Consider the following 707-nt stretch of genomic DNA (forward strand, 5'->3'; position numbering starts at 1 on the left):
GTGGTTTTCCAATATTACCAACTAATCTGACATCTATTTTTTGTGATCTGAAAATATTGTAAAGCATTTGGCACGTGGTAGATTTACCATTAGTCCCAGTGATAGTAATTTTTTTATTATGTGGATAACATTTTTGAAATATATCAAGTTCAGTAATTATTTTTTTCCAATTTTTTGTTAAATATCTTTTGAGATAGCATTTTTTAATATCTATACCTGGACTCAAAATAATATAATCGAATTTTGATTTAATAACATCATTTTTTTTTAAAAAAAAATTTTTATTCTTTTTATTTTTTAATGAATAATCATCATCAAAAATTTTAACAAAACTTTTTTTTTTAAGAAATTTTAGACATGAATTACCTGAAAGTCCTAAGCCATAAATAAGTATTTTTTTTTTAACAAAAAATTTGGAGAACATTATCTTAATTTTAATGTTGCAAGTCCAATCATTGCTAAAATTAAAGAAATGATCCAAAATCTTATTACCACAGTAGACTCTGGCCAGCCTTTTTTTTCAAAATGATGGTGTATAGGAGCCATCATGAATATTCTTTTTCCAGTTAGCTTAAAAGAAATTACTTGAACAATTACAGAAACAGCTTCTAAAACAAATAGACCACCTGTTATAGCTAAAACTATTTCATGTTTTGTAACAACGCCCACAGTACCTAAAGAACCTCCTAACGCTAAAGAACCGGTGT

General features: G+C 26.2%; 2 pseudogenes. Both read right to left on the reverse strand.

Annotation, left to right across the window (positions count from 1 at the left end):
• Positions 1–424, reverse strand: a pseudogene (locus AMN80_RS04500) (Mur ligase family protein); the annotation flags it as partial.
• Positions 424–707: pseudogene (mraY, locus tag AMN80_RS04505) on the reverse strand (phospho-N-acetylmuramoyl-pentapeptide-transferase); the annotation flags it as partial. The pseudogenes AMN80_RS04500 and mraY, both read right to left, overlap by 1 nt.

The organism is Candidatus Pelagibacter communis (assembly GCF_001179985.1).
Lineage (GTDB): Bacteria > Pseudomonadota > Alphaproteobacteria > Pelagibacterales > Pelagibacteraceae > Pelagibacter > Pelagibacter ubique_J.